Genomic DNA, 22,393 nt, shown 5'->3' on the forward strand with positions numbered 1-22,393 from the left:
GTGTCACGGGGTCAGGAGCGCGCCCAGGCGGGGGGCGTAGGTGGCGTGGAAGACCAGGGAGGCGGCGCCGATCGCCGCGGCGTCGGCGGCGATGGGGGAGGTGACCACCTGTACCTGGTGCAGCCGCCGGGCCAGCGGCCGGGTGGCCACGGCGGCCGCGATGGCCTGGTGGTAGATGTGGCCGATGTCGTGCATGGCGGGCCCGCCGAGCACGAGCAGGTCGATGTCCAGCACGTTGACCAGGCTCACCGCGGCGGCGGCGAGCCGCTCGCCCACCTCGCGGATGACGCTCAGAGCGAGCGGATCGCCCGCCGCGGCGGCCGCGCAGATCGCGGCATGGTCGGGGGAAGAGGGGACCGGGGAACCTTCACGAACGGGGACGGCCGGGGTGGGGCCGTTCCCGGGGCTCGGGGTGGAGCTGTTTGTGGGGTTTGGGGTGGGGCCGTTCCCTGGGGTCGGGGTGGAGCTGTTCCCGGGGTTCGGGACGGGGTTGTTCCCGGGGTTGCCGGCGGAGCCGCTCCCTGGGGTCGGGGTGGGGCCGTTCGCGGGGTTCGGGGTAAGGGTGCTCTCGTTGGGCGCGGCGGGGGTGGCGAGGGTGCTTCGCTCGCCTTGGGCGAGGCGGGTGCGGACGGTGGCCTCGATGGCGCCGGGGCAGCATAAGGCCTCGATGCAGCCGCGGTTGCCGCAGTAGCAGTCGGGCCCGTCGGGCATCACCGTGATGTGGCCGAACTCGGCGGCGTTCAGCGAGCTGCCGCGGTAGATCTGGTTGTCCAGGAACAGGCCGCCGCCGATGCCGGTGCCGAGGTACAGGTAGGCGAAGCTCGAGGTCGAGCGGGCCGAGCCGGCCCACCGCTCGCCGATGGCGGCCGCCGCGGCGTCGTTGTCGAAGGTCACCGGGAAGCCGGTGTGCTCTTCCAGCAGCCGCCTGATGGGCACGTGGTCCCAGCCGGTCAGACGGGGCGGGAAGTTCATCACGCCGTCGGCGTCCAGCGGGCCCGGGCAGGCCAGGCCGATGCCGAGCACCTTGTCGTCGGGCACCCCCGCGCGGCTCAGCATGTCGCGGGCCGTGCGGGCCATCTGGCGGATCACCGTGTCGGGCGCGAGGCCGGGGGGCACGGCCTCGCGCCGCATGGTGACCGGCTGACCGGCCAGGTCGGCCAGGACGTAGGACAGCTCGCCGGGGTCGAAGTGGATGCCGACGGCGTACCCGGCGCCCGGGTCCACCCGCAGGATGGTGCGCGGCTTGCCGCCGCTGGAGGGCAGCGAGCCGTCCTCGACGACCAGCCCGTCCTCCAGCAGCCTGCGCACGATGACCGAGACGGTCTGCGCGGTCAGCCCGCTGCGCTCGGCGATCTGGACGCGGCTGATGCCGTCGGAGACCTGGATCGCCTCCAGGACGACGGCGCGGTTGTAGCTGCCCACCCTCGGCAGGTTGGTGCCCATCTGCATGCGCTGCTCCTGGCGTCCTGGATCTCTTCCGGGCAATATCGCACAGACCGTTGACTTAGTAAATCAAAAAGATTTAACTACTCGTCACCCAGGGAAACACGGCCGAAACACGTGTCGACCGGACGCTCCTGGCGCGGGGATCGGGGCCCCGCGCCCGCGACCGCATGGTCGGCCGCCAGGCCGGAGAAGGAGTCCGATGAGACGAGCGATGGTTGCCTCGACACTGGCGGTCGTGGTCGCCGCCACGGCCGGTGCGTGCGGCGGCGACAAGGCCGGCGGTCAGGGCGCGAACGGGGCCAAGGAGATCGAGGTCCTGTACAAGATGGAACCTACCTGGCCCTACATGGACAAGGTGCTCAAGCAGGCCAAGGCCGACTACGAGGCCGCGCACAAGGGCGTGACGATCAAGCTGACCGCGGTGCAGGGCAACAACGAGGTGTACTACACCAAGCTGGCCCTGCTGAACCGTTCGGCCGACTCCGCGCCCGACGTCTACCTGCACGACACCTTCCAGGTCAACGCCGACGTCGCCGCAGGGAAGCTGGCCCCGCTCGACGACTACCTGAAGTCGTGGCCCGACTGGAGCACCCAGTACTCCGAGGCGGTCCAGCAGGCCGCCAAGGGCCCCGACGGCAAGATCTACGGGGTGCCGATCAGCACCGACACCCGCGGCCTGTGGTACAGCAAGGACGTGTTCGCCAAGGCGGGCCTGCCGGTGCCGTGGGAGCCCAAGACCTGGGCGGATGTGCTGAGCGCGGCCCGCGCCATCAAGCAGAAGGCGCCGGAGGCGATCCCGTTCAGCATGTACTCCACCAAGCCGCACGGCGAGGCCGCCACGATGCAGGGCTTCGAGATGCTGCTCTACGGCACCCCCGGCGGCACCCTGTACGACGACACGCAGAAGAAGTGGGTGGCCACCGGCAAGGGCATCACCGACTCGCTCGGCTTCATCAACACGATCTACCGGGAGAACCTCGGCCCGAAGCAGGCCGACGCGTTCAGCACCAAGCTGTACGACAAGGTCACCATGGAGTGGTTCCCGAACGCCAAGCTCGGCATCGACCTGGACGGCGCGTGGGTGTCCTCGGCGTGGAAGCCGACCGGCAGCAAGCCGTGGCCGCAGTGGACCGAGAAGATCGGCTGGACGCCCATGCCGACGCAGAACGGCGAGGCCCCCGGCGCGGTGAGCATGTCCGGAGGCTGGGTCATGGCGATGAGCTCCTACGCCAAGGACAAGAAGGACGCCTTCGACTTCATCAGCGTGGTGACCGACAAGAAGAACACGCTGACCTACTCGGTGGGCTCCGGTGACCTCGCCCCCCGCAAGGACGTCGCCGCCGACCCCTCCTACACGGCCGGCAACCCCGCGGTGAAGTTCTGGACCGACCTCGCCTCCGTCACCCACTACCGCCCGGCGTACGAGGTGTACCCGAAGGTCTCGGCCGAGGTTCAGAAGGCCATGGAGGCCATGACCACCGGCTCCAAGACCCCCGAGGCCGCGGCCAAGGAGTACGCCGACGCGCTGCCCGCCGTCGTCGGCGGACCCGACAAGGTGCTCGCCGGCTCATGACCGCCGCCACCGTGACCTCGTCACGGCCGCCCGGCTCCCTCGAACGGAGGGAGCCGGACCGGCCGGCCGGCGGGAACCTTCGCCGGCTGCTCCCGCTGCTGCCCGCGCTGCTGCTGCTGGTGGTCTTCATGGCCGGGCCCATCCTGTGGAGCGTCTACATCGCCTTCACCAACGAGACGCTGACCGGCGCCGCGTCGGTGAACTCGCGGTTCGTCGGCTTCGCCAACTTCGTGAAGATGTTCGGCGACGAGGACTTCCGCAACTCCTTCCTGCTCACCTTCATCTTCGTGATCGGCTCGGCCGTCGTCGGGCAGAACACCCTCGGCCTGATCATCGCGCTGCTCCAGCGGGGGCGCGGCCGGGCCGTCCGCAGCGTGGTGAACGGCGTGGTGATCGCGGCCTGGGTGGTGCCCGAGGTGGTCGCCGCGGCGTGCTGGTACTCCTTCCTGTCGGAGGAGGGCACGCTGAACGAACTGCTCGGCGTCCTCGGGCTCTCGCAGGACTGGCTGTTCACCGCGCCGATGATCGCGATCATCCTGGCCAACATCTGGAGGGGCACGGCGTTCTCGATGCTGGTGTACTCCGCGGCGCTGTCCGACGTCCCCGCCGACCTGCTGGAGGCCGCCGCGGTGGACGGGGCGAGCACCTGGAGCAGGCTGGTGCACATCACCCTGCCGCTGATCCGCCGCTCGATCATGTCCAACCTGATGCTCATCACGCTGCAGACGCTGGCGAGCTTCGGCCTGATCTACGCCCTCACGGGCGGCGGACCGGGGACGGCCAGCCAGACGACGCCGCTGTACATGTACGAGCAGGCCTTCCGCTACTTCGAGATCGGGTACGGCAGCGCGATGGCCCTGGTCATGCTCGTCATCGGCGCGGTCTTCTCCCTGGTGTACCTGCGCCTGATCAAGGCGGACGCGTGATGGCGCCCCGCGCGTTCGACCAGGAGCGAAGGGTGATCGTCGGCGGCGCCCGCGAGCGGGACCGCCGGATGCCGGCCGCCCGCGCGTTGCCCGTCGCCGGCACGCGAGCCGGGGAGGGGCGCCCATGACCCGCGTGGCCGCCCGCACCGCGGCGCTGCTGTCGCTCCTGGTGATCACCCTCGCCTTCGTCGGCCCGTTTCTGTGGGTGCTGCTCGCCTCGGTGCAGCCGGAGGCGAACCTCACCGCCGAGCCGAGCCTTTCGTTCTCGCTGCGGAACTTCTCCGAGGTGCTGACCTGGGAGACCATCTATCTGCCGGTGCTCAACTCGATCGTCATCTCCGGCGCCACCGCGCTGCTGACCGTGCTGGTCTCGGGCCTGGCGGCCTATCCGCTCTCGCGGTACAAGCTGCGCTTCAAGCGGCACTTCATGCTGACGCTGCTGTTCACCACCGGCCTGCCGGTCACGGCGATCATGGTCCCGGTGTACAGCATGTTCTTCCGGTTCAACCTGTACGGGTCGGTGCCGGCCATGGTGCTGTTCCTGACGGCCAGCGCGCTGCCGTTCGCCATCTGGATGATGAAGAACTTCATGGACAGCGTGCCGATCAGCCTGGAGGAGGCCGCCTGGGTCGACGGCGCCGGGTGGGTGCAGTCGCTGGCCCGCGTCGTCGGGCCGCTCATGGCGCCCGGCGTCGCGGTCGTGGCGATCTTCGTGTTCGTCGGCCAGTGGGGGAACTTCTTCGTTCCCTTCGTCCTGCTGGACACCCCGGAGAAGCAGCCGGCGGCCGTGACGATCTACACCTTCTTCTCGCAGTACGGCCAGGTCGCCTACGGGCAGCTCGCCGCGTTCTCGATCATCTACACCGCTCCGGCCGTCGTCCTCTACGTCGCCGTGAACAAGTATCTCGCCGGTTCGTTCAGCTTCGCCGGATCAGTGAAGGGTTGACCCTTGCGTATCACCAGCGTCGAATCCACCGAGCTCTTCGTCGAGGCCGGGCAGGTCGTCCGCGTCCACGTCGACGGACCACCGGGTGAGATCGAGGTCCGCGTCACCGGGCCCGGCGTCGCCGGCGGCGCCCGCACGGCGAGCCGTCCGGCCGAGGTGGCGGTGTCCGCGGACGCCGCGCCCGGCACGCGCGTGCCCATCGAGGTCACGGTCTCCGGCGCGGCCGGCGACGTCGCGGCCGGTGACGTCGCGTACGGTGACGACCTCGCGGGGGACGGGCCCGGCGGGGGCGCCGTCGCGACGGGCGAGCTGGTGGTGGCCGAGTCCGGCTGGACGGTGTGGATGGTGCCGCACTTCCACTATGACCCGGTCTGGTGGAACACCCAGGCCGCCTACACCACCTCCTGGGACCAGGCGGGCCCGGTCTCCCAGGAGTTCCGGTGGGACGGGCAGAAGGCCGGGTTCGACCTGATGCGCGAGTACCTGGACACCGCGCGCCGCGACCCGGACTTCAAGTTCGTGCTGGCCGAGGTCGACTACCTCAAGCCCTACTGGGACGCCCACCCCGAGGACCGAGGCCACCTGCGCCGGCTGCTCGCCGAGGGCCGCGTCGAGCTGATGGGCGGCACCTACAACGAGCCCAACACCAACCTCACCTCGGCCGAGTCGACGATCCGCAACATCGTCTACGGCGTGGGCTTCCAGCGCGACGTCGTCGGAGGCGACCCGGCCACGGCCTGGCAGCTCGACGTGTTCGGCCACGACCCGCAGTTCCCCGGCCTGATCGCCGAGGCCGGGCTCACCTCCAGCTCCTGGGCGCGCGGGCCGTACCACCAGTGGGGGCCGATGCTCACCGGCCGCGACCGCGAGCGCGACGGCTGGGGCGACCCGGACACCATGCAGTTCCCCGCCGAGTTCGAGTGGCTGTCGCCGTCCGGCAAGGGCGTGCTCACCCACTACATGCCCGCGCACTACAGCGCCGGCTGGTGGATGGACTCGGCCGCCGACCTGGCCGCCGCCGAGGAGGCGGTGTACGAGCTGTTCGTCCGGCTGAGGAAGGTCGCGGCCACGCGGAACCTGCTGCTGCCCATCGGCAGCGACTACACCCCGCCCAACAAGTGGGTGACCGCGATCCACCGCGACTGGAACGCCCGATATGTCTCGCCGAAGTTCGTCGTCGGGCTGCCCAAGGAGTTCTTCGCCGCCGTCCGGGACTCGCTGACCGAGGTCTCGCCGCAGACCCGGGACATGAACCCGATCTACACCGGCAAGGACGTCTCCTTCATCGACACCAAGCAGGCCCAGCGCGCGGCCGAGTCGCTGGTCGGCGACGCCGAGAAGTTCGCCACGCTCGCCGCCGCGACCACCGGGGCCCGCTACCCGCACGCCTCCCTGGACAAGGCGTGGCGGCAGCTCGTCTACGGCGCCCACCACGACGCGATCACCGGCTCGGAGTCCGACCAGGTGTACCTGGACCTGCTCACCGGCTGGCGCGAGGCCCACGACCTGGGCCGCGACGTGCTCGCCGCTTCGCTCGGCGAGCTGACCGCCCGCGTGGACACCCGCGGCGAGGGCACGGCCGTGGTCGTGTGGAACCCCTCGTCCTGGCCGCGCACCGACCTGGTCCGCGTACGGCTCGCGCTGCCCGCGCCGGGCGCGCACGGCGTCCGCGTCACCGACCCCGAGACCGGTGAGCTGCCGGTCCTGCTGGAGAACCCCGAGCGGCACGAGGACGGCAGCCTGCTGGCCGTCGACGTCGTCGTGCTCGCCCGCGACGTGCCCTCACTCGGCTGCCGTACCCTGCGGGCCGAGCCGGTCGCCGAGGCCGTCCCGGCCGGCTGGGCCGCCCGCGAGGGCGCCGCCATCTCCAACGGCTTCCATCTGGTCGAGGTGGACCCGGCGCGCGGCGGCTGCGTGTCGCGGTTCTACGACGTCGCCCGCGACCGCGAGCTGCTCCAGCCCGGCAGGGTCGGCAACGAGCTGGTCGTCCACGACGAGTACTCCGCGCATCCCGAGTTCCACGAGGGCCCCTGGCACCTGGTGCCCAAGGGCACCGCCACCGGCTCGGCCGCACGTCCGGCGACGTCGGTCCTCGTCGAGACGTGCGCCCTGGCCGAGCGCGTCACCGTCACCGGCCGCGTCGGCCCCGCCGCCTACACCCAGGTGATCACTCTGTGGCACGGCCTGGACCGCGTCGACTGCGTCACCCACCTGGACGAGTGGGAGGGCGCCGACCAGCTCGTCCGGCTGCGCTGGCCCGCCCGCGTGCCCGGCGCGCTTCCGGTCAGCGAGGTAGGCGACGCCGTGGTCGGCCGCGGCTTCGGCCTCATCGACGTCGACTCCGGCGAGCACCCCTGGACGCTGGACAACCCCGCGGGCGGCTGGTTCGCGCTGTCCTCCACCGCCCGGGTCGCGCTGCGCGGCGAGGACGGCGCCATGGTCGGCGAGCGGGCCATCGGCATCGCCGAGATCATCGGCGGTGAGCCGCGCGAGGTGGCCGTGGCGCTGGTCCGCAAGGGCGTCACCGCCACCTGCTCCCGTGCCACCGGCCCCCGCTACGGCGACCTCGGCGTCGACTCCAACCTTCCCGACGTCCGCGTCGCGCTCGGCACGCCGGAGGAGAACCCGTTCGTCGCGCGGGTTCTGGAGGCCGCCGCCCCCGGGTACGCCGAGCTGCTGCGCCGGCGGCTGGCCGCCGGCGGGCGGGCGCGCGTCTGGGTCCCCGCGGCCGAGCCGCTGGAGAAGGTCTGGGTGCCGAGCGCCGACCTCACCGGCCCGCGCGCGCTCCCGGTGCTCATCGTCGCCGGCGACGGCGCGGCCGAGGAACTCGCCGCCGACCTGGACGACGCGGTCATCGAGGTCACCCAGCCCGCCGAGCTGACCGTCCTCACCGAGCCGGCGCTGGACGACTACACCATCGGCGTGGTCAACCGCGGCATCCCCGGCTTCGCGGTCGACGCGAGCGGCGCGCTGCACCTGTCGCTGCTGCGCTCGTGCACCGGATGGCCGTCCGGGGTGTGGATCGACCCGCCGCGGCGCACCGCCCCCGACGGGACGAACTTCCAGCTCCAGCACTGGACGCACTCCTTCGAGTACTCCCTGGTCACCGGGGCGGGCGACTGGCGCAGGGCAGGGCTGGTCGGCCGGGGCCACGACGTCAACCATCCGCTGGCCGCCCTCCCCGCCCCCGCGCACGACGGCGAACTGCCCGCGACGACGTCGCTGCTGTCGGTCGAGCCGGCCGGCAAGGTCGTGCTCGCGGCCCTGAAGGCGGCCGGCAACCCGCTGGCCTCCGGACGCCCGGCGGGCGGACGGCCCGAGGGCGTCACCCTGCGCCTGTACGAGGCGCAGGGCGACCACGTCACCGCGCGCGTGACCACCGCCCTGCCCCTGGCGGACGTCCACCGCGCCGACCTGCTCGAACGTCCTTCGGCCGAGCTGGACCCGGCCGCCTTCCCCCTGGCGCCGATGGAGATCGCGACCCTCACCGCCCCGCTCGCCGCGGGAGACGCCGCCGGGGAGGCCGCCGGGGGGCCGGGCGTCGCGCTCGGGCCGGAGGCGGAGCCGTACCAGCCCGTCTACACCCGCTACTGGCTCAACAACACCGGCCCCGCGCCGGTCGGCAACGTGCCCGTGGCGGTCCACCTCGCCGCGGCCGGGGCGGCGGTCGCGGGGCCGGTCGAGCTGGAGGTGTCGGTCGCCTCGGGGCTGACCGAGGGCGAGGCGTCCGGCGTCGTCACCCTCGTCGCGCCGGAAGGGTGGTCCTGCGAGCCGGCCGAGCGGCCGTACGCGCTGCCGCCCGGCGGGCACGCCGCCTTCACCGTGCGGGTGTCGCCTCCGGGCGACGCCGAGCCGGGCGAGTACTGGCTGCGCGCCCGCGTCGCCCACGGCGGGCAGGAGTACCAGGACGTGGCCCGGCTGCGCGTCGGCGAGGCCGAGGACGCCGCCCTTGAGGTGACGCTGGAGACGCCGGTCGTGCGGCTGGTCCCCGGCGGCTCCGGCGCGGCCGAGGTGGTCGTGCGCTCCGCGGCCCGGACGGAGGTGTCGGCGCAGGTCCAGCTCATCAGCCCCTGGCACACCTTCGAGCTGGTCCCCGAGTGGAACACCGGCGTGGTCGTCCCCGCCCGCGGCGAGGCGCGGGTCCGCTTCGACCTTCAGGCCCCGCCCGGCGCGCGTCCCGGCCACTGGTGGGCCGTCGTCAAGATCGCCTGCGCCGGCCGGCTCCACTACACCGAGGCCGTGCGCGTCGAGGTCGAGGCGTAGTGGGCGGCGCCGTCACGGCCCGCGCGGGGACGGTCGCCGCGCGGGTGGGGGAGCGGGTCGTCCCGGTCGCGCACGTCGACGCGCGCGAGGCCGAACTGCGCGCGGGGCCGCTGGCCTCGCGCCTGCCGCGCCCGCACGGCGCCGAGGGACGCAACCTGCGCCGCTGGCTGGTCCAGGTGCTGGTCACCGAGGCTCTGGTCGAGCAGGAGGCCGCCGTGCTCGGCGTCACCGAGGCCGGCGACGGCCCGGGGACCCGGCCCGCGCCCGCGCTGACGCTGTCGGCCGCGCTGCGCACCGGGGGCGTGATCGCGGCCGTGACGGTCGCGATGCCGCTCGCGCGGGCGCTGCGCGACGCGGTCACCGCCGGGGTACGGGCGCCGGAGGAGGAGGTCCGCGGCTACTACGAGCGCAACCTCGACCGTTTCACCGTCCCCGAGACGCGCCACGTCAGCCGGGTGGAGGGCGGGCGCGTGTCGCCGTTCGGCCCGGTGCGGCGCGGCGAGCTGGCGGGACCGCTGGAGATCGCGATCTTCTCCGCGCGGGAGGGCGAGACCGTCGGCCCGGTCGACGGCCCCGGCGGGCCGTGGACGCTGCGGGTGGACCGCGTCGAGCCGGGCGGGCGGCGGCCGTACGAGGCGGTCGGGCAGGCCGTCGCGGCCGAGCTGACCGCGGTCGCGGCCGAGCGGTTCTTCGCCGAATGGCTGGAGCGCCGTTACGCGGAGAAGGTCCGCCTGCACCCCGGCTACGAGCACCCCGCCGACCCCCGCCACCCCGACGCCACCCACCACCACTGACGGTGGTCGGTCAGGGCGGTGGTCGGTCAGGGCGGTGGGTCGGTCAGGGCGGTGGGTCGGTCAGGACGGTGGCGCGGAAGTCCTCGCGGGCGTTCGAACGCGGGAACGGCCGATCGGGCACCGGGGCGCCGAGGAACGCGCACAGCGGCTCCCAGCCCTGCTCCACGCGGAAGTCCAGCAGGCGTCCGGCGGGCACCGTGCGCCGGACGTCATCGTTGTGCCGCTCGTAACACCCGATGACGTGGTCGCGGTCGTCGATGCGTCCCTCGAAGGAGCGGCCGATCAGGCCGGCCTCCCGGAAGTCGGCGAGCTGGTCGGCAGCCTCGAACGCGCGGAACCGCTCGGCCGTCTCGGGGAAGTGCCCGTTGATGGCCGCGAACACGGTGGTGCGCATCGACTCGTACCAGTCGCCGGCGTCCCTGGTGGTGAGGATCACCTTGGCCCGCGGGTACGCCTCGGCCAGCTCGCGCCAGAACGTCACGCCCGGCCAGTCGGCGGTGGCCGCGTACCCCTCCAGCGGCACGCGCCAGGCCCCGGGCCGGCCGTGCGCCGCCGCGGCCCAATGACGCAGGTGCTCAGGGTGGGCGAACACCTCGGTGAAGTGGTAGCACGGCCCGAAGCCGAGCGCGCACAGCGCCGTTCTCAGCGTCATTGTGCCCGTCCGGCCGAAGCCGGCGCCGATGACTCGCAACATGGAAACCCCCCGATCACGACAGCAGAGCCCGGAGCCTTCCGGCAACCGGAGCGCGCCCGTCATAGCGTGTCTTGGAGGGATAGCGAATGATGTGACCCTTTCTTGGGGGACGGCGGGCTGGATCATGGATTCGAGGGGTCGTACAGTTCCGGCATGATGTCTACCCGCTTTGCGGTGTCTGGGATGGTATGCACCATCGATCACCTGGCGTCCGGGGCGGGGCTGGCCGCGCTCGACCGGGGCGGCTCGGCGGCGGACGCCGCGATCGCGGCCAACGCCGTGCTCGCCGTCACGGCCCCGCACGCTTGCGGGCTCGGCGGCGACCTGTTCGCCCTCGTCCACGACGGCGACGGCGCGCCCGAGGCGCTGAACGCCTCCGGCCGCGCCGGGTCCGGCGCCGACCCCGTGCGGCTGCGCGCCGAGGGGCATGACCGGATGCCGTTCCAGCACGACATCCGATCGGTCCCGGTGCCCGGCTGCGCCGACGGCTGGCTCGCCCTGCACGCGCGTTACGGACGGCTGCCGTTCGCGGACCTGCTCGCTCCCGCCGTCCGGTACGCCGAGGAGGGCTTCCCCGCGTCGCCGGCGCTCGCCCCTGCGGCGGGCGTGCTGCCGGGCGTCGGCGGCCCGCTGGAGCCGGGCGACCTGATCCGGCGGCCCGGCGTCGCCCGGGCGCTGCGGGCGCTGGCCGACGGCGGGCGGGACGGCTTCTACCTCGGCGAGTTCGGCCGGGGTCTGCTCGCCCTCGGCCGCGACGGCGCGGTGGGCGGGTCGGCCGCGGGGGAGTACGGCGAGGACGATCTGGCCCGGGTGAACGCCGGCTGGGTGGAGCCGCTGCGCGCCCGGGCCTACGGGCACGACGTGTGGACCGTCCCGCCGAACTCCCAGGGCTATCTGGTGCTGCTGGCGCTGGCCATCGCCGACGGGCTCGACCTGCCCGCCGACCCGGCCGACCCCCTGTGGGCCCACCTGCTCGCCGAGGCGGCCAGGGCCGCCGGGCACGACCGTCCCGACGTGCTGTTCGAGGGCGCGCCGATGAAGGAGGTGCTGGCCTCGGCGGACGCGCGCCGCGCGGGCATCGACTCCGGCCGCCGGGCGCGGCTGCGCGACCTGGTCGCACCGGGCGACACCACCTATCTGTGCGCCGTGGACGCCGACGGCATGGGCGTCTCGCTCATCCAGTCGAACGCCGCGGGCTTCGGCAGCATGCTCTTCGAGCCGGCGACCGGGATCAACCTGCACAACCGGGGCCTCGGCTTCTCCCTGGTCCCCGGTCACCCGGCCGAGTACGGTCCGGGGCGCCGCCCGCCGCACACCCTCGCCCCTGTCCTGGTCACCCGGCCGGACGGCTCGCTGCGCACCGTCGCGGGGACGATGGGAGGCGACTCCCAGCCGCAGATCCTGCTGCAGGTGCTCACCCGCCTGCTGGCCGCCGGGCAGGCGCCCGGAGAGGCCGTCGCCGCCCCCCGGTGGCGGCTCGGGCCCGGCCTCACCGGCTTCGACGCCTGGAGCGCGCCGGACGAGGCGTCCCTGGACGTCGAGGAGGGCGGGCCCTGGTCGCGGGGGCTGCGCGAGCGCGGTCACGAGGTCCGGCCGCTGCCCTACGGCGGGTCCTTCGGGCACGCGCACCTGATCGACGTGCGCCCGGACGGCGTGCTCGCCGGCGCCGCCGACCCTCGCGCCCTCATCTCCAGCGTCGCCGCCCGCTGAAGGCATGGCGGTCATCCGCCGCCCGCTGAAGGCGTGCCGGGCGGCGGAGGCTCGCGGAAGCGTCCGAGAATTTCTCGGCCGGCGGGGAATGACCGCCGGCGGATCGCGGTTACATGAATCGTGACCGGTGTGTCCGGTGTCCCCGGGCCTCACCTATTGCCTTCGCGGATTACCGTTCGGCTGGAGCCGCGTTGAGCCTTCCGCCGAGAGGCGACCCGCACACCGGTTCGCATTCGTGAGAAGACCCCGCCGGGCGACCGGCGGGGTCTTCTTCGTCTCGCCGGTCCTCCCGAAGACCCCGGGTCAGCCCAGCGACACCAGGCGGGCGCCGCCGTCGGCCTCGATCACGGTGCCGGTGATGTTGCGGTTGGTGGCCGCCAGCACGACGGCCTCGGCCACGTCGTCGGCCGTGGCGACCCGTCTGGTCGGCAGCGCCCGCGCGGACTGCGCGAAGTAGGCCTCCCGCGCGTCGTCGGGCAGGGCGCTCCACCAGGGGGTGTCGACCAGTCCGGGCGAGACCGCGTTGACCCGGATCGGCGCCAGCTCCACGGCCAGCGGCTTGACCAGGGCCTCGACGGCTCCGTTGACGGCGGCGAGGCCCGCGGTGCCCGGGATGGCGGCGCGGGCCGAGATCGCGCCGATCAGGGTGATCGACCCGGTGGGCGCCAGGCGGGGCAGGACGGCCTGCACCGTGGTGAGGTGCCCGAAGAGCTTGGCGTCGAAGGCCCGGCGCAGGGCCGACAGGTCCAGCTCGGCGATCGGCCCGGCCCCCTCGCCGCCGCTGAGGCTCACGACCAGCCAGTCGATGGTGCCGACGGCCTCGGCCACGGCGCCGATCTCGCCCGCGTCGCCGCCGTCGGCGCGGTGGCGGACCAGCTCGGGATCGCTCGCCGCGACCGCGTCCAGCCTCGCCTTGTCGCGCCCGGCGACGTGCACCCGGGCGCCCATGGCGCGCAGCCGCCGGGCGGTGGCCAGGCCGATGCCCGACGTGCCGCCGACGACCAGCGCGGTGTGCTCGCTCATGATGACCCCTTATTTCGAACCGTTGCGTCTCGTTATTTACGCTAACATCGGTTCACGATGAACGACAATCCCGGTCCCGACCACGCCGCAGGCCGCGCCAGGCCGGGTCGCAAGCGCAGCGAGGACAGCCGGCGCGCGATCCTGGCGGCCGCGTTCCAGATCTTCACCGAGGCCGGGTACGCCGGCCTGACGGTCGAGGGCATCGCCGCGCGGGCGGGCTGCGGCAAGCAGACGATCTACCGCTGGTGGAAGACCAAGGCCGACGTGCTGTTCGACGCCCTCGCCCAGAAGAGCGAACTGCACATCCCGCTCACCGACACCGGCACCTACGAGGGCGACCTGCGGGCCTTTCTCACCGCGACCTTCGCCCTGGGCGACACGCCGCAGGTCAGGGACATGCTGTGCGCTCTGATGGCCGAGGCGCAGATCGACCCGGAGTTCGGCGAGCGGTTCCGCGCCGCGTTCCTCCAGCGCCGCCGCGACGCGCTCGGCGTCGTGCTCGGCCGCGCCCGCGCCCGCGGCGGGCCCGGCCCGGTTCCGGGGCTGTCGACGAGCACGATCATGGACATCGTCTTCGGGACGCTCTGGTACCGCGTCCTGGCCACCCGCGAGCCGCTCGACCATGCGCTCGTCGAGGAACTGCTCGCCGTGCTCGCGCCTTCACGCGACTGAGAGACGCACCGACTGAGACAAGCACGTCGAGCCGTGCGGCCCGGGGGATGCCGGCCTCGGATCGATGCGGGTCCGGACTTGTCCGGTGATGGTGACCGGTGTCCGCGCCGTGTTCGGCGTGCTCTTCCGCTGACGAGCCGGGGTGTGCGCCCGATGATCTCCACCGGCGCCGCGAACGGCGCCGGGACCGCTCAGGGCCGGAAGCCGTCGATCGCCAGTTCGAGGAGGCGGCCGGCCCGGGCGGCCCCCTCCGGGGTGTCGGGGGTGCGCCACAGGCAGCTCAGGAGCAGGAGAACGTCGTCGGGGTCGAGGCCCGGGCGGACCTCGCCGGCGCGTTCGCACGCGTCGAGCAGGCGCCCGATGGCGGCGGCGACGGGGGCGTGCGTCTCGCCGATGGCCTTCTGCGCGGCATCGCTGTGCAGCGCGTCGCCGAGGCCGTGCTTGACGCGAACGTAGGTGGTCAGGGTGGTGAACCAGTGCCGCAACGCGTCCAGCGGTGAGCGGGTCGCCAGGATCTCCGGCACGGACCGGACGAGGCGGTCCACGTCGTGCTGGTAGACCGCGAGGATCAGCGCCTCGCGGGTCGGGAAGTGCCGGTAGAGCGTGCCCGGGCCGATGCCCGCCCGCTTGGCGATCGAGTTGAGCGAGGCGTCGGGGGACTCGGTGAGCGCGTCGTGGGCGACCTGGAGGATCACCTCCCGGTTCTTCAACGCGTCGGAGCGCTGTGGCGCGGCGTCGGGCATGGGTTCTCCTGGCGTGCGGGGGCCGGCGGATTGCAATACGGAGAGTTCTCCGTTAACGTCGCCGGAGTCAGCGGAGAGTTCTCCGTTTCTCGTTCCCCATTGTAGGAGCTCCCCCTTGCGTTACATCAAGCTCGGCCGCACCGGCCTGGACGTCTCCCCGGTCGCCATCGGCGCCATGACCTATGGCGAGCCCGACCGCGGTCACCCCGTCTGGTCGCTCGACGAGGAGGCCGCCCGCCCCCTGATCCGGCACGCGCTGGAGGCGGGCGTCAACTTCTTCGACACCGCCAACATGTACTCCTACGGTTCGAGCGAGGAGATCCTCGGCCGCGCCCTGAAGGACTACGCCGACCGCGACGACGTCGTCATCACCACCAAGGTCCGCCACGTCATGCGCCCTGGCCGCCCCAACGGCGGCGGCCTGTCGCGCAAGGCGATCATGACCGAGATCGAGAACAGCCTGCGCCGCCTGGGCACCGATCACGTCGACGTCTACATGATCCACCGCCTCGACGGCGAAACACCCCTGGAAGAGACCCTGGAGGCCCTGCACGACGTCGTGAAGTCCGGCAAGGCCCGCTACCTCGGCGCCTCCTCCATGCACGCCTGGCAGTTCGCCAAGGCCCTCCACCTCCAGGAGCGCCACGGCTGGGCCCGGTTCGTCACCATGCAGAACCACTACAACCTTCTCGCCCGCGAGGAGGAACGCGAAATGCTCCCGCTGTGCGCCGACGAGGGGGTCGCCACCATGGTGTGGAGCCCCCTGGCCCGCGGCCGGCTCGCGCGCCCCGCCGACCAGGCGCACACCACCGACCGCGCCGCCACCGACGGCTCCTACGCCGACATGCTCTACACCAAGGCCAACGCCGACAGCGACCGGCGGATCCTCGACGAGGTCGGCGTCATCGCCGACGCCCACGGCGTCACCCGTGCCCAGGTCGCCCTCGCCTGGCTGCGCCGCAACCCCGTCGTCGCGGCCCCCGTCGTGGGCGCCCGTACCATCGGGCAGATCGACGACGCCGTCGCCTCCCTCGACCTCGACCTCACCGACGAGGAGGCCCGCCGCCTGGAATCCCCCTACACCCCCCGCTCCGACCTGCAGGGCGTCTCCGACGCACGCGAACTCGAACGCATCAAGGCCCGCACCCCCGGCTTCGCCAACCTCTGAAGTACGCCGGGGCCTTCGGGCGATCAGGATTCGTTGCCCGGGGCCTCGCTGTCGAGGTGGCTCATCTGGGCCGTGGCGTACCGGTCGCCGGCGGCGGCCCCGGCAGGGACGGCCCGCTCGATGTCCGCGAGATCCTGCGGGGTCAACGCCAGGTCGGCGGCGGCCAGCGACTCCGCCAGCCGGTCGCGGCGGCGGGCGCCGACGAGGGGGACGATGTCCTCGCCCTGGGCGGCGACCCAGGCCAGGGCGAGCTGCGCGACGCTGGCCCCCTTGGCCTCGGCGACGCGGCGCAGCGCCTCCACCAGGTCGAGGTTGCGCTGGAGGTTCTCCTGCTGGAAGCGCGGGCTCATGCCGCGGAAGTCGCCCGCGCCGAGCGCCCGGCCGGGGCTCCAGTGCCCGCTCAGCAGCCCCCTGGACAGCACGCCGTAGGCGGTGACGCCGATGCCGAGCTCGCGCGCGGCCGGCAGGATGTCCCGTTCGATGCCCCGCGACAGCAAGGAGTACTCGATCTGCAGGTCGGAGATCGGGTGTACGGCATGGGCGCGCCGCAGGGTCTCGGCGCCGACCTCGGACAGGCCGATGTGCCGCACATGACCCGCCTTCACCATCTCGGCGATGGCTCCGACCGTCTCCTCGATGGGGACGTCCGGGTCCAGCCGGGCGGGACGGTAGACGTCGACGTGGTCGGTGCCGAGGCGGCGCAGGGTGTAGGCGAGGAAGTTCTTCACGGCCTGCGGGCGGCCGTCGTTGCCGCCCCAGCCGCCGTCCGGGTCGCGCAGGGCGCCGAACTTGACACTGATGACGACCTGCTCGCGGGCCCGCCCCTTGAGCGCGTCGCGGAGCAGCATCTCGTTGTGCCCCATGCCGTAGAAGTCGCCGGTGTCCATCAGGGTGATGCCGGCGTCGAGCGCGGCGTGGATGGTGGCGATCGACTCGGCCTCGTCGGCCGGCCCGTACAGGTCGGACATGCCCATCAGTCCGAGGCCCAGCTCGGAGACGGCCGGTCCGGTGGTGCCGAGAGTGCGCGTACGCATTGCGGTGTCCAATCGTCCGCTTCTTTCCGTTGCTAACGAAGCAAAGGTATCACTGCTAACTTAGCGGCGCTACCGGTGGTCTGTTAACTTTGTTCTATGTCCGTCGAGACGCCGAGCACCCGAGAGCGCATCCTGCGCGCCGCCGCCGACCTGCTCACCCAAGGGGGCAGGGAGGCGGTCTCCACCCGCGCGGTCGGCGCCGCCGCCGGCGTCCAGGCGCCCACGCTGTACCGCCTGTTCGGCGACAAGGAGGGACTGCTGGCGGCCGTCGCCTCCTACGGCTTCGAGGAGTACCTGTCGGCCAAGCGGGCCCAGGGACGCTCCGGCGACCCCGTCGCCGATCTGCGCCGCGGCTGGGACCTGCATGTGGACTTCGGGCTATCCCGGCCCGCCTTCTACGTGCTGATGTACGGCGACGCGCGGCCGGGGGCCGGCTCCCCGGCCGCGCGCGAGTCCGAGAGGATCCTCGCCGGGCTGATCGGGCGCATCGCCGCAGCCGGGCGGCTACGACTCCCGGTGGACCGGGCGGCGCGGATGGTCCACGCCGCCAGCGTCGGCGTCACGCTCGCCCTGATCGCCACCGACCCCGGCGCGCGCGATCCCGAGTTGTCCACCCTCACCAGGGAGGCCGTCCTGGGCGCGGTCACCACCGACCCGCCGGGCGACGGCGGCGGGGCCGGAGTCGCCGGCCGGGCCGTGGCGCTGCAGGCGGCCCTCGCCCCGGACGACCCCCGGCTCACTCCCGGCGAGCGGAACCTGCTCGCCGAATGGCTCGACCGCCTGGCACGCTGACCCGGTCCGCCGACACCGCGCTGGTCAGCCGATGAAAGAAGTGAGATGACCGAGGACACGAGGATCAAGGCGCAGCTGAAGGGAGATCTCCGGCACCGGTTGCGTCCGATGTCCGGTCGAGATCCGCGGGAACGAGGGCGTGCCTCGACTCCGTTGGAACTGTTGTACGACCTGACGTACGTCATCGCGTTCGCCGCGGCGGCCGAGCAGCTCGCCCACCACGTGGCCGACGGCCACATCGGGCCGTCGATCGGCGCTTACCTGTTCGCGATCTTCTCGGTGAGCTGGGCCTGGATGAACTTCACGTGGTTCGCCTCCGCGTACGGCAACGACGACGCGCTGTTCAGGGTCGCGACCATCGTGCAGATGGTCGGGGTCGTGATCCTGATCTTCGGGCTGCCGCCGAGCTTCTCGGCCGCCGTGGAGGGGCACAGCCCGAACAACGCGCTGATGGTGATCGGTTACATCGTGATGCGGGTGCCGCTCATCGCGATGTGGCTCAGGGCCGCGAGGCAGGACCCGGATCATCGTCGGGTGGCGATCGGCTACGCGGTGATGATCGTGATCGCGCAGACGGGGTGGGTGCTGACGGCGGTCCTCGCCCTGCCCCTGAGCGTGACGATCGCGGCGCTCATCGTGCTCGCGATCGCCGAGATGGCGGCCCCCGTCGTCGTCGAGGGCAAGCTGGGCAGGGCGCCCTGGAACGCCGGCCACATCGCCGAGCGGTTCAGCCTGCTGACCATCATCACCGTCGGTGAGGTCGTGGCCGCCACCACCGCGGCGGTCGAAGCCCTGGTCGACGAGAGGGGGTGGTCCCTCGCCGCCGTGGTGATCGCGTCGTCCGGGCTCGTCATGGCGGCGACGCTGTGGTGGGCCTACTTCCTCATCCCCTCCAGAACGATCCTGGAGAAGTGGCCGGAGCGCACCTTCGCCTGGCGGTACGCCCATCTGCCGATCTTCGGTGGCATCGCGGCGATCGGGGCGGGGCTCCGCGTGGCGGCCGGAGCGGTGCGAGAAGAGAACCTGCCGGTGTCGCAGATCGCCCTCGCGCTCGCCGTTCCGGTGGGAGCGGTGATTTTGATGGTCTTCGTGATGTGGAGCGTCTTGATGCGCTCCTTGGATCTGTCCCACGTTCCGCTGCTGCTGACCGCCCTGGCTCCCGTGGTGGCGGCGGTCGCCGTCGGTCTGAGAGCCGGTTCGCGCGGAACCATCGACGTGACGCGGGCGCCGGACCTGACCGCCCTGGTCTCGGTGGTCGCGCTCGTCGCGCTGGGCCTGGTCGTCGAGGTGGTCGGTCACGAGATGGTCGGCTACCGGCACACCGTGCGCGTCGTGGAACAAGCGAGCGCGACAGAGGACGCCTAGGCCCTCCGCTGAAGCGGAGGGCCGTCCGGAGTGACCCGTCCGCTAACGCGCCGATCCGTCCGACGCGCGCTCCGCGGCCGTGACGGCGTTGCGGAAGAGCATCGCGACGGTGGTGGGGCCCACGCCGCCCACCCGGGGCGTGATCGCGCCCGCGACGCGCTCGCAGGACTCGTCCACGTCGGGCAGCAGCCGGCGCCCGGCGTACCGGACGCCGCCGCCGATCACCACCGAACCCGGCCTGACGTGCTCGGGGGTGATGATGCCCGGCACGCCCGCCGCCGCGATCAGGATGTCGGCGCGCAGGGTGTAGCGCGGCCAGTCGGGCACTCCGGTGTGCACGACGGTGACGGCGGCGTTCGCGGTCGGGCGCTTCTGGGCGAGCAGCATGGCGAGGGGCCGGCCGAGGGTGGCGCCGCGGCCGAGGATGACGACCTCCTTGCCGGCGACCGGGACGCCGTAGTGGGCCAGCAGCGCCTCGATGCCGGCGGGAGTGCAGGGGAGCGGCCCCGGAATGCCGAGTGCCAGACGCCCCATGTTGAGCGGGTGCATGCCGTCGACATCCTTGTCGGGGTCCATCGACTGCAGGGCGCGGTCGTAGTCGAGGTGCCCCGGCACGGGGTGCTGCACCAGGAGCCCGTGGACGGCCGGGTCGGCGCTGAAGGCGGCGATGGCGGCGTGCAGGTCGGCCTGGGTCGCGGTCGCCGGCAGGTGCTCGTGCGGCGAGGTGAAGCCGAGCTCGGCGGCCTGCCGCTGCTTGATGCGGATGTACCCGGCGCTGGCGTCGTCGTCGCCGACCAGGATCGTGGCCAGCGCGGGGGTCACGCCCCGGTCTCTCAGCGCGGACACCCGCCCGGCGACGTCGGCGAGGATCGCCTCCGCCACCGGTCCGCCCGCGAGGATGCGCGCTGACCCCACCGGCGACGCTGAAACCCCGGCGGAGCCGGCGGGCACGGAGGACGCCGACGCGGAAGAGGCGGAAGAAGAGGGAACGGAAGAACCGGAGGGCGGGGGGCGGTGGCCAGGGGTGGCGTGGTCATGGGCGGACGGGGACATGGTCGCTCCTCGCCGTGGGCGCCCAGGCGGTCGACTCCCACGAGCAGGCTCCCCGATGGTCGTTGCCATCCCCTTGCCGCCAGTCGCGCGGCTTCAAGCATGCCCGATCCGCGCGCCGCCATGCCAGCCGTCCCCGCCGGGCCGCCGCGAAACGCGGACTCACCCGCCGCTCAGGAAGGGCCGGGGCGGACGGAGTCGTCTCCGCGCGTGCTCTTCCACCACTCGCCCTCCACCAGGGCGTACGACACCGAGACCATGGTGAGCAGGATGCCGCAGAGGAACAGCCACCAGAGCTGGGCGATCCCCGCGTAGAGACTGAGGGCCAGGAAGGCTATGAACGCGCACACGGCGACGATCAGCCTGATGTTCAGTCGTCGGTCCATGTCCGCCCCCCTACCCCCTCACGGCGGCTCAACCAGGGTCCGGCGCCCACCGGCCGCGGGCCGGTCACCCACGACAGGATGGGCGAGACCTCCGGGGCCGACGACGCGCACAGGCGGGTTTGGTCCTGGAGGAGCCCCGGGTAGGGGCCCACGCGTAATCGTCGTCACGCCGGCACAGGGCGGGGTGAACCGCGCGCCGTTCCCGCCCCCTCCCGCGCCGGCGTTCGCTTGACTTCAAGCGCTTGAGGTATCCGAGGCTTCTTCCATGGCAGTCACCGCGCGCTCCGGGAACCGTTCGTGGTTCACGATCCAGGACGTCTCCCGCCGCAGCGGGCTGAGCGAGCCCACGCTGCGGTACTACGAGAAGATCGGCCTGATCGGCCCGGTTCCCCGCGACCCGAGCAGTGGCCACCGGCGCTACGACGCCGGCAGCCTCGAGACGATCGAGGCCCTGTCCTGCCTGCGCTCGACGGGCGTCGGCGTCGAGGACATGCGCGCCTACCTCGCCCATCTCGCCCGCGAGGACGAGGCGGCCACCGACATGCGTGATCTGTTCCTGCGGCACGCCGAGCGCGTCGCGGACGAGATCGAGCGCATGCGGGTGCGCCTGAGGTACCTGCGGCACAAAGCCGAGTTGTGGGACGCGCGGAGCCGTGGTGACGCCGAAGCGGAGTCCCGGGCGATCGCCGAGATCGTACGGGCCATCGGAGAATTCTGAGCCACCGAGGAGCACCACAATGAACACCGCCCCCTCCGGCGGCGCCGTCCTGGTCACCGGCGGTTCCGGGTACCTCGGCGCGCACGTCGTCGTCCGTCTGCTCCAAGACGGCCACCACGTGCGGGCCACCGTCCGCGACCCCGGCCGGGCCGCCGAGGTCCTGGAAGCCGTGCGGAACGGCGGCGCCGACCCTGGCGGCCGTCTGGAGGTCGTCGCCGCGGACCTGGCCTCCGACGACGGCTGGGCCGAGGCGGTCGCCGGCCGCGACCACGTCGTCCACGTCGCCTCGCCGTTCCCCCTGGAGGCCCCGCGGCACGAGGACGAGCTGATCGTCCCGGCCCGTGACGGCGCCCTGCGCGTGCTGCGTGCCGCGCGCGACGCCGGCGTGAAGCGGGTCGTCATGACCTCCTCCTTCGCCGCGGTCGGATACAGCCCCAAGCCCGGCGCCGACTACACCGAGGAGGACTGGACCGATCCGGCCGCCGACATCCCGGCCTACCACCGGTCCAAGACGCTCGCGGAGCGGGCCGCCTGGGACTTCGCGCGCACCGAGGGCGGCGGCCTGGAGCTGACCGTGATCAACCCGACCGGCATCTTCGGCCCCACGCTCAGCCCGCGCCTGTCCACCTCCACCAAGCTCGTCAGGGCCATGCTGGACGGGCACATGCGAGCCGTCCCGCGCCTGTACTTCGGCGTCGTCGACGTCCGTGACGCGGCCGACGCCCACGTCCTTGCCATGACCGGTTCCGCCGCCGCCGGGCAGCGCTTCCTCGCCGTCGGCGACGGCCCGGCGGTCACCTTCCCGCAGATCGCGCGGATCATCGCCCGCCGGTTCCCCTCGCTCGCCGCGCGGATGGCCGTCACGGAGATCCCCGACGACCAGGTGCGGGAGGGCGCGCTGATCGACCCGGCGCTGGAGGAGGCGGCGGGCCGGCTCGGCCACGTGCCGGTCATTCACAACGACAAGGCCCGCGACCTGCTCGGCTGGCGGCCGCGGGATCTGGAGACCACCCTCGTCGACACCGTCGAGAGCCTGAAGCGGCACGGTCTCCTGGAAGGGTGACCGGACGCGGCCACCCCGCCGGGCGCC

Annotated in this window: 19 protein-coding genes and 1 riboswitch; of the genes, 12 read left to right on the forward strand and 7 right to left on the reverse strand. The window is 72.8% G+C overall.

Annotated features, from left to right (window positions below; all coding sequences use genetic code 11):
* Window positions 1–3: 3 nt before the first annotated feature.
* Window positions 4–1,449: an ROK family protein gene (locus ACWEN6_RS13005; protein WP_452570353.1), complete on the reverse strand. Its 1,446-nt coding sequence runs from the start codon at window positions 1,447–1,449 to the stop codon at window positions 4–6.
* A 196-nt stretch (window positions 1,450–1,645) separates the two neighbouring features.
* Here ACWEN6_RS13005 and ACWEN6_RS13010 point away from each other — a divergent pair, with 196 nt between their 5' ends.
* From ACWEN6_RS13010 to ACWEN6_RS13030, 5 genes are all read left to right on the forward strand, one after another.
* Window positions 1,646–3,019 (forward strand): extracellular solute-binding protein, encoded by a 1,374-nt coding sequence (locus ACWEN6_RS13010; protein ID WP_452570354.1) that lies wholly within the window; start codon window positions 1,646–1,648, stop codon window positions 3,017–3,019.
* On the forward strand, window positions 3,016–3,945 hold the full coding sequence (locus ACWEN6_RS13015; RefSeq protein WP_452570355.1) for a carbohydrate ABC transporter permease: 930 nt from the start codon (window positions 3,016–3,018) through the stop codon (window positions 3,943–3,945). The genes ACWEN6_RS13010 and ACWEN6_RS13015 overlap by 4 nt, the downstream gene beginning before the upstream one ends.
* Before the next feature lie 124 nt (window positions 3,946–4,069).
* Complete coding sequence (locus tag ACWEN6_RS13020; protein WP_354851243.1) at window positions 4,070–4,891, forward strand: carbohydrate ABC transporter permease; 822 nt, start codon at window positions 4,070–4,072, stop codon at window positions 4,889–4,891.
* Between the two features lie 3 nt (window positions 4,892–4,894).
* Window positions 4,895–9,154: a glycoside hydrolase family 38 N-terminal domain-containing protein gene (locus ACWEN6_RS13025; RefSeq protein ID WP_452570356.1), complete on the forward strand. Its 4,260-nt coding sequence runs from the start codon at window positions 4,895–4,897 to the stop codon at window positions 9,152–9,154.
* A complete protein-coding gene (locus ACWEN6_RS13030) occupies window positions 9,154–9,948 on the forward strand; it encodes a peptidylprolyl isomerase (protein WP_452570357.1) in 795 nt (264 codons plus the stop codon). The genes ACWEN6_RS13025 and ACWEN6_RS13030 overlap by 1 nt, the downstream gene beginning before the upstream one ends.
* Window positions 9,949–9,991: 43 nt before the next feature.
* Here ACWEN6_RS13030 and ACWEN6_RS13035 read toward each other — a convergent pair whose 3' ends face one another.
* Window positions 9,992–10,768 (reverse strand): sulfotransferase family protein, encoded by a 777-nt coding sequence (locus ACWEN6_RS13035; protein ID WP_452570358.1) that lies wholly within the window; start codon window positions 10,766–10,768, stop codon window positions 9,992–9,994.
* Window positions 10,769–10,825: 57 nt separating this feature from the next.
* Here ACWEN6_RS13035 and ACWEN6_RS13040 point away from each other — a divergent pair, with 57 nt between their 5' ends.
* Entirely contained in the window at window positions 10,826–12,352 is a 1,527-nt protein-coding gene (locus ACWEN6_RS13040) for a gamma-glutamyltransferase family protein (RefSeq protein WP_452570359.1), read from the forward strand.
* A gap of 303 nt (window positions 12,353–12,655) precedes the next feature.
* Here ACWEN6_RS13040 and ACWEN6_RS13045 read toward each other — a convergent pair whose 3' ends face one another.
* Window positions 12,656–13,375: an SDR family oxidoreductase gene (locus tag ACWEN6_RS13045; protein WP_452570360.1), complete on the reverse strand. Its 720-nt coding sequence runs from the start codon at window positions 13,373–13,375 to the stop codon at window positions 12,656–12,658.
* A 57-nt stretch (window positions 13,376–13,432) separates the two neighbouring features.
* Here ACWEN6_RS13045 and ACWEN6_RS13050 point away from each other — a divergent pair, with 57 nt between their 5' ends.
* A complete protein-coding gene (locus tag ACWEN6_RS13050; RefSeq protein WP_452570361.1) occupies window positions 13,433–14,047 on the forward strand; it encodes a TetR/AcrR family transcriptional regulator in 615 nt (204 codons plus the stop codon).
* 191 nt (window positions 14,048–14,238) lie between these two features.
* Here ACWEN6_RS13050 and ACWEN6_RS13055 read toward each other — a convergent pair whose 3' ends face one another.
* Entirely contained in the window at window positions 14,239–14,790 is a 552-nt protein-coding gene (locus ACWEN6_RS13055; RefSeq protein WP_452570362.1) for a TetR/AcrR family transcriptional regulator, read from the reverse strand.
* Between the two features lie 115 nt (window positions 14,791–14,905).
* On the opposite strand from ACWEN6_RS13055, the gene ACWEN6_RS13060 reads away from it, so the two are divergent.
* The gene (locus ACWEN6_RS13060; RefSeq protein ID WP_452570363.1) at window positions 14,906–15,958 is read left to right on the forward strand and encodes an aldo/keto reductase; all 1,053 of its coding nucleotides are present in this window, start codon (window positions 14,906–14,908) and stop codon (window positions 15,956–15,958) included.
* A gap of 23 nt (window positions 15,959–15,981) precedes the next feature.
* Here ACWEN6_RS13060 and ACWEN6_RS13065 read toward each other — a convergent pair whose 3' ends face one another.
* Window positions 15,982–16,992 (reverse strand): aldo/keto reductase, encoded by a 1,011-nt coding sequence (locus ACWEN6_RS13065; protein WP_452570364.1) that lies wholly within the window; start codon window positions 16,990–16,992, stop codon window positions 15,982–15,984.
* A 96-nt stretch (window positions 16,993–17,088) separates the two neighbouring features.
* On the opposite strand from ACWEN6_RS13065, the gene ACWEN6_RS13070 reads away from it, so the two are divergent.
* A complete protein-coding gene (locus ACWEN6_RS13070) occupies window positions 17,089–17,784 on the forward strand; it encodes a TetR/AcrR family transcriptional regulator (protein ID WP_452570365.1) in 696 nt (231 codons plus the stop codon).
* A 108-nt stretch (window positions 17,785–17,892) separates the two neighbouring features.
* Complete coding sequence (locus ACWEN6_RS13075; RefSeq protein WP_452570600.1) at window positions 17,893–19,149, forward strand: low temperature requirement protein A; 1,257 nt, start codon at window positions 17,893–17,895, stop codon at window positions 19,147–19,149.
* A gap of 42 nt (window positions 19,150–19,191) precedes the next feature.
* On the opposite strand, the gene ACWEN6_RS13080 is transcribed toward ACWEN6_RS13075, so the two are convergent.
* Window positions 19,192–20,064, reverse strand: a complete 873-nt coding sequence (locus tag ACWEN6_RS13080; RefSeq protein WP_452570366.1) for a bifunctional 5,10-methylenetetrahydrofolate dehydrogenase/5,10-methenyltetrahydrofolate cyclohydrolase — start codon at window positions 20,062–20,064, stop codon at window positions 19,192–19,194.
* A 151-nt stretch (window positions 20,065–20,215) separates the two neighbouring features.
* Window positions 20,216–20,299: riboswitch (ZMP/ZTP riboswitch) on the reverse strand.
* A 73-nt stretch (window positions 20,300–20,372) separates the two neighbouring features.
* Window positions 20,373–20,585 carry a hypothetical protein gene (locus ACWEN6_RS13085; protein ID WP_452570367.1) on the reverse strand — a complete coding sequence of 71 codons (213 nt, stop codon included), beginning with the start codon at window positions 20,583–20,585 and terminating at the stop codon, window positions 20,373–20,375.
* Window positions 20,586–20,850: 265 nt separating this feature from the next.
* On the opposite strand from ACWEN6_RS13085, the gene ACWEN6_RS13090 reads away from it, so the two are divergent.
* Both ACWEN6_RS13090 and ACWEN6_RS13095 read left to right on the forward strand, forming a co-directional pair.
* Window positions 20,851–21,303: a MerR family transcriptional regulator gene (locus ACWEN6_RS13090; protein WP_452570368.1), complete on the forward strand. Its 453-nt coding sequence runs from the start codon at window positions 20,851–20,853 to the stop codon at window positions 21,301–21,303.
* 19 nt (window positions 21,304–21,322) lie between these two features.
* Window positions 21,323–22,366, forward strand: coding sequence for an SDR family oxidoreductase (locus ACWEN6_RS13095; protein WP_452570369.1), 1,044 nt, complete (start codon window positions 21,323–21,325; stop codon window positions 22,364–22,366).
* Window positions 22,367–22,393: the final 27 nt, after the last annotated feature.

Source organism: Sphaerisporangium sp. NPDC004334, from assembly GCF_053602655.1.